Genomic DNA, 6,874 nt, shown 5'->3' with positions numbered 1-6,874 from the left:
TCGATGTATATTTTCCCTGCTTTATCAAACTTTAGTTTCATGATCTTAAAATGCCATGAGTCTGTGGTGATATACATCGTATGGTCATCGTCTATAAAAAACTGTCCGTCGTATCCTTGGAAGAGCATTTTTCCGGGTGCAATGCTATTTGCGTCTTCCCATGGTCCTAACGGATGGTCGGACATACCAACAAAAGTATGTGACGCAATGCTATACATCAGATAATATTTTCGCGTATCGGGATTGTATTCAATACTGGGAGCCCATACGGCAGTTGTACCTGCATAATCAGTCCACGATTTAGGGAAAGTTATAGGTTCGTTTTTCCATGTCTTGCAATCTTTCGAATACCATACTTGTGTTGGGTAAACATTGCCTCCTCCGGCTCCATCATTCGTACCATAAGCATAGAATAAATTAGTCTTTGGGTCATAATAAAAGGATGCATCTGCCAGATATGCTGGTACGGTAGGATTACCGGTTTGCATAGAGAATACATTTAAGTCTTCGGGTACTATGGAGATATCCTTTATTGTGGCTGTGAAATTCTTCTTTAATAAAGCTTTTCCTTTTTGTAAAGTTGCTGTAAGAATTACCTTTTTATCACCGCTCCCTGCATCCGGACGGTGAACTGTTCCTTGGTTGCTTATATATTCAGTCTTATTTGAACTCCATGAGATTTTACTTCCACTTTCTCCTATTGCTGGAAGAAGTATATTAGAAGTTACTGCTGATAAGTCACCTAATGAAAGTTTCTCTTTATCCTCTTGTACTAATAAAGGGGCTGCTGCTGAAGAAAGTTCCGAGATTTGTTTTTCTGTTAAAGCACAGTCATATATTCTGAAATCGTCCATCATTCCGTTGAAGTATGGGTCGGGCCAAGTTGGTTTACCGATATAGTTATCTGTGGTGTGCCCTAATACAGAAGGATTAGTAGTAAAATCATTTTTTACTTCCGCTTTAACTCCATCTACATAAAGTATTCCGGTGTTACCTTCCAGAGTAAAAGCCAGATGATGCCATGCGTTTGCAGATAATTTATCTTTTTGTTTGGTGTATGCGATTCTTTCTTCTTTGTTGGTGTGTCCTTCTTGGTCGCTATGTTTCTTAGTCATTACTAACGATACTCCATTTTCTTCATTTCCTCTTTGAGTAGTTAAGATGAGGTATTGCTTTGTTCCGTTGGCAAATGTGCATACAGTTTGATTAGAAACCTGATCATTGATATAGACCCATACGGATAAAGTGAAGTTTGTGATATTTTCCATTATCCCGTCCGGTAATTTGAAGTACCCGTTATTACTGAATTGGGATGCTCCTTTAAATAATCCCGGTACCGATGTGATGGTTCCTCCGTTCACCTGAGCATTTAGTCTTTCTCCGGAGCTTCCGCTATTATGTGCAATATTTCCATCTGTTCCATCAAAAGATAATTCAAAGAAAGGAGTGGGAGAATTGCCTTTTATATCTTTTGCCGAAACTTGCTCGTTCGTTAAAAAGATGCATATCATTAACATGATAACTAGTATTCTTGTTACAAGATCTTTGTTTTTTCTTTTCTTCATATTATTAGTACTGTTGTTTTCGAAAATTATCGAACTTCTTGTTGTGTTGTTCCGTAGTAAAATTTAGTATCAAAGAGTTATTTATGATGCCAAAGTTAGTTAATAGTTTTAAGTTTGACAAGAAAAATGATAGTCTTGATATGAAGAATAATACTTGCTTCTTATTTCATATAAACTCTGGCATATTGCAGTGATTTTATTATATTTGCGTGTCAAAAATAACCTAACTATGAATATAGATTCTTTTTATTGTTTTTTGGGTGGCATGAGCCTGATTGCCTTGATTGTATTTATCGCACTCTACTTTGTAAAAGCCGGGTATGGAATGTTCCGTACGAATTCGTGGGGAGTGGCTATTTCCAATAAATTAGCTTGGGTATTTATGGAAGCTCCTGTTTTCATTGTGATGTGCTGGATGTGGATACATTCGGAACATCGTTTTGATCCGGTTATTTTGACATTCTTTCTGTTTTTTCAGACTCACTATTTTCAGCGTGCTTTTGTCTTTCCATGCTTGTTGAGCGGAAAAAGTAAAATGCCACTGGCTATTATGTCAATGGGAATACTTTTTAATTTGTTGAATGGCTATATGCAAGGAGAATGGATCTTTTATCTTGCTCCCGAAGGTATGTATCAATCTGACTGGTTTGCAACTCCCTGGTTTATAGCGGGTACTCTTCTTTTCTTTACGGGAATGTTTGTGAACTGGCATGCGGATTATGTAATTCGTCATTTACGTAAACCTGGAGATACGAATCATTATTTACCTCAGAAAGGAATGTATCGCTATATTACTTCGGCTAATTATTTTGGTGAGATTGTGGAATGGCTGGGTTGGGCTGTATTGACCTGCTCTCTTTCAGGACTTGTTTTCTTTTGGTGGACAATTGCCAATCTTGTTCCTCGTGCAAATGCTATTTGGCTTCGTTACCATGAAGAATTCGGTGGAAAGGTGGGACAGCGGAAACGAGTATTTCCATATTTGTATTAACTCCTTTCTGTTTATCTCTCAATATAAGCATTTAGAAGTTGTGATTGTAAAAAAAATAGCTTGCTCATATCGAATACTTTAGCAGATATTTCGCTTAAATTTCTGTTAATAGGAATTTGGCTGATAGAATGAAAGAATAGTAATGGTCTCTTTTTTCTCCAGATCCTGTCGGCTCTTTCACTTTACGGAATCATACTGTTCGTCCGGCAGTTTTGAAAGTATCCGCGAAATTTGTCTTATACATACAAACGAAATAACTTTGTGAAGCAACGGAATGTTTATTAACATACTTGCTAAAGGAGTCCTAACCTCCTCCTTTTATAAAAAAAATATCCAAATTACATATATATAGGTATTGTGTATATCTATATATCCCTTCTTTATTCATCTGTTTTTACCAATAGATAGGGATTGATTCACACCTTGAATTGTCCTTACCTTTGCATCGCTTTAAAGTTTACGAACAATATTAAGTAATGGGTAAAAAGATGATTAATAGGTATTTCACAACTTTTCTTTCAATTTTAATTTCCATATCAGCATTCTCTCAGCATGAACGTCATCGGAGTATGATTTCAGGTAAAGTCGTGTCTAGCGACAAAGAAGTTGTGGATTTTGCTACTGTTTACTTGAAGGGTACAAATTATGGTAGTTCCACCAATGAAAAAGGAATTTATCATTTGTATGCTCCGGCAGGTGAATATACATTAGTTGTATCTGCTATTGGGTATACAACAGTTGAAAAGAATATAGAACTCAAGTCCGGAGAAAGAATGAAAGAAAATGTAACCATTGCACCACAGATAACAGAGTTGGATGAGGTTACCGTAACGACTTCGGGAGTTAGCCGAGTTAATAAATCAGCTTTTAACGCAGTGGCGATTGATGCTAAGAATCTTCATAATAGTACGCAAAGCTTATCTGATGCTTTAACGAAAGTTCCCGGACTTAAACTTAGAGAAGCAGGGGGAGTAGGATCGGATATAGTTCTTTCGTTAGATGGATTTACAGGTAAACATATTAAATTGTTTATTGATGGTGTACCGCAAGAAGGTGTTGGCAGCTCTTTTGGGTTGAATAATATCCCTATTAACTTCGCCGACCGTATTGAAGTATATCGGGGAGTAGTGCCCGTGGGGTTTGGAACGGATGCTTTGGGAGGAGTTATTAATATTGTCACCAATAAAAGCCGTAGAAGTTGGTTTCTGGATGCTTCTTACTCTTACGCATCTTTCAATACCCACAAATCGTATGTGAATTTTGGAAAGACATTGAAAAATGGATTTACTTACGAAATCAATGCTTTCCAGAATTATTCAGATAATAGTTATTATGTCAATACCCCCGTAGAGGAATTTTATGAAGGAGGAGGGTCATCTATTAATACGGATAAAATAGAACGCGTTAAACGCTTTCATGATAATTATCACAATGAAGCGGTTATTGGTAAAGTAGGATTTGTAGATAAAAAATGGGCGGACCGTTTTATGATAGGTGTTGCTTATTCACGTATGTATAAAGAAATACAAACCGGAGTCGTTCAGAAAGTTGTATTCGGTGAAAAATACCGGAAAGGCAATTCTTTGATGCCTTCATTGGAATATCGCAAACGTAATGTATTTGTGAAAAATCTGGATGTAGCATTGACCTTGAACTATAATAGAAACTTTACAAATAATGTGGATACGGCTACTTATCGTTATAATTGGCGTGGAGAGAAAATATCTCAAAAGGGGCGGAAAGGCGAACAGTCGTATCAGGATATAAGGTCGAATAATGATAATTGGAATACTACATTTACAGCTAACTACCATATTGGCACTATCCATACTTTTACTTTGAATCATGTGATGAATGCTTTTCATCGGGAGAATAAAAATTCTGTAACAGTAGATGAATCCAATACTATTGCAAAGCAAACCCGTAAAAATATCACAGGACTTTCTTACCGTTTGATGCCTTCAGAGCATTGGAATCTGTCTGTTTTTGGGAAATCTTATAATCAGTTTAATGCAGGCCCCGTATCTGCATCGACCAGTGGAACCGATAATTATGTGCGCCTAAAGAATACGGTGAGTTCTATGGGTTACGGAGTGGCCGGTACTTATTTTATTTTATCAGGTTTGCAGGCAAAACTTTCCTATGAAAAGGCCTATCGTTTGCCTACGAATGAAGAACTTTTTGGTGACGAAGATTTAGAATTAGGTAAGATTGGATTGAAACCGGAGAAAAGTGATAATCTTAATTTGAATCTGAGCTATAATCAGCAGTTTGGTAAGCATGGATTGTATGTAGAAGGAGGATTGATATATCGTAATACTTCCGATTATATTTATCGCAGTATTGAGACTACAAGTAACCGCTCATATGGCTCATATAGTAACTATGGAAGTGTGGAAACGAAAGGATACAATATCTCTGCCCGTTATAGTTACTCTCATTGGGTCAGTGTAGGTGGAAATTTTACCCAGATGGATGTACGCGATCATGTGAAAACTACTCAAACGGGACAGGAAAGCCTCACTTATGGGGCGCGTATGCCCAACCTGCCCTATCGCTTTGCTAATTCGGACGTTTCTTTCTATTGGCGTAACCTCTGGAAAAAGGGAAATACGCTAATTGTGACTTATGATAATCTGTACGTATACAGTTTTCCACTTTATTCCGAAGTGTTGGGAGCAGTGGAAACTAAAGAAATAGTTCCTACACAGTTCTCACATAATCTGGCAATCACATATAGCTTGAAGAAGGGACGATATAATGTCTCTTTTGAATGCAAGAATTTTACGAATGAAAGACTCTACGATAATTTCAGCCTTCAAAAGGCGGGGCGTGCTTTTTATGGAAAAGTAAGAGTTTATTTTGGAGGTCGATAATCAGTGGGAAATAAAAAAGATTAATTATAAATACTCAAAAACAATGAAGAAGAATTTTTTGACATGGGGCTTTGCGTCGGTTTTATTGGCAGGTGCATTGTGTATCTCTTGTGAAGATAATGAAGGTGCTATAGATACGGGTGACACAAAAACCGTACAAAAGGGAGTAGCCATTACTTATTTGCAAGTAAATGAACAGATCATGCGAAACAGAGATGTTATTCGCGGAGAAAATTTCCTTGGTAATGGTGAGTACGTAACATTTGCCGGTATTCTGGAAGCTAATAATAAGATTTATACAGCTCCGATTCCTATGGGGTTGAGTATCTATGGAGCCGCCTTTGAAGATGGAAAATGGGTGAAATATCCGGAATTGATTAAAACGGAAGATGGAGGTAGTAGTAGCTCTAGCTATGAAAAAGGTGAACTGCAATGGACACAATATCCGAATGAAGCATGGATAGCTATTTATAATGATGCCGGTTTCAATCATCCTACTTTGATAAAAACAGATAAAATCAGTTATGCCTGCGGGCGTATGCGTTCACAGTATTATCAGACTGTCTGGGCTGCGGATAATGGAGATGTTTATGTGTTTTCACCGGGATATGCCAGAATGATGGAAGCTGATGTACAGAAAACAACTTTACCGGCAGGTGTTGTTCGCATTAAAGCGGGAACTACCAGCTTTGATGATTATTATTGTAATATTGAGGCTCTTTCAGGAGGAAAATCTTTTTTGCGTTGTTGGCATATCACTGATGACTATTTCTTATTGCAAATGTATACCGGTGAAATGAACAGTAGAGGAACCGGAGCTACTAAGATGGCTGTTTTTAAAGCGACTGCTAATGGTGGAACTGGAGAATTTCATTATGTAGAAGGGTTACCCGAACCTGATAAGATTTCTTCTTTCTCCGGTACTCCGTATTTTGAAGATGGGATAGCATATATAGGTGTAGTTCCTGTTAGTGAAAGTGGAGCAGCAGTAGAATATCCGGCTATATATAAAATTGATACTGAAACTTATCGTGCAACTAAAGGTCTGACTGTAAATGCGACAAGCATTACTGCTATTGGTAAATTAGCTAAAGGTTCTCAGAGCAGCTATGTCGTTTCAGCTACTGTTACCACAGGTAATAGTACGGCAAACTATTTATTGAAAACATCCGGTCTGGAAGAGGGAAGTGTAACACCTGGAGGAAATAATGGATTTGAAACAGCAACTGGAACTGCTTGGATTTTCTATAAAGATCAATACCTGTATCGTCTGCAATATAATCAAGGAAACGAAGGCGTAACAACTGCTTATGAGTTGAATTCCTCAGGAAGCATTGTGAAACGTTCGAATGAATATACAATCACTCGCTTTACTTCTTATGGTAACTATGGTGATAATATAATTACCTCGTCCGCTGTCGATGCAACGTTCGCAAACTAAA

The 6,874-nt window shown here is 37.5% G+C and carries 4 protein-coding genes and 1 pseudogene; 4 read left to right on the top strand and 1 reads right to left on the bottom strand.

The genetic code is table 11. From position 1 onward, the window contains the following. Positions 1-1,565: LamG-like jellyroll fold domain-containing protein (locus PHO71_RS11255; RefSeq protein WP_300203223.1), on the bottom strand; the 1,565-nt coding region annotated here is incomplete at its 3' end. 229 nt (positions 1,566-1,794) lie between these two features. On the opposite strand from PHO71_RS11255, the gene PHO71_RS11250 reads away from it, so the two are divergent. From PHO71_RS11250 to PHO71_RS11235, 4 genes and pseudogenes are all read left to right on the top strand, one after another. Then, positions 1,795-2,556, top strand: a complete 762-nt coding sequence (locus PHO71_RS11250; protein WP_300203221.1) for a DUF1295 domain-containing protein — start codon at positions 1,795-1,797, stop codon at positions 2,554-2,556. Between the two features lie 569 nt (positions 2,557-3,125). Continuing rightward, positions 3,126-5,432, top strand: coding sequence for a TonB-dependent receptor (locus tag PHO71_RS11245; RefSeq protein ID WP_300203219.1), 2,307 nt, complete (start codon positions 3,126-3,128; stop codon positions 5,430-5,432). After that, positions 5,419-6,519: pseudogene (locus tag PHO71_RS11240) on the top strand (DUF4374 domain-containing protein); the annotation flags it as partial. The gene PHO71_RS11245 and the pseudogene PHO71_RS11240, both read left to right, overlap by 14 nt. After that, positions 6,499-6,873, top strand: a complete 375-nt coding sequence (locus tag PHO71_RS11235; RefSeq protein WP_367279895.1) for a DUF4374 domain-containing protein — start codon at positions 6,499-6,501, stop codon at positions 6,871-6,873. The pseudogene PHO71_RS11240 and the gene PHO71_RS11235, both read left to right, overlap by 21 nt. Position 6,874: the final 1 nt, after the last annotated feature.

The sequence above is a fragment of the Bacteroides sp. genome (assembly GCF_028690125.1).
Classification (GTDB): Bacteria; Bacteroidota; Bacteroidia; order Bacteroidales; family Bacteroidaceae; genus Bacteroides.
The sequence above is the reverse complement of the archived record's forward strand: the minus strand, read 5'-3'. Positions and strand labels throughout refer to the sequence as shown.

Bases quoted from the DNA above. Each gene is read 5' to 3' on its own strand.
- PHO71_RS11245 (WP_300203219.1), top strand. From the start codon at position 3,126: ATGATTTCAGGTAAAGTCGTGTCTAGCGACAAAGAAGTTGTGGATTTT.
- PHO71_RS11250 (WP_300203221.1), top strand. From the start codon at position 1,795: ATGAATATAGATTCTTTTTATTGTTTTTTGGGTGGCATGAGCCTGATT.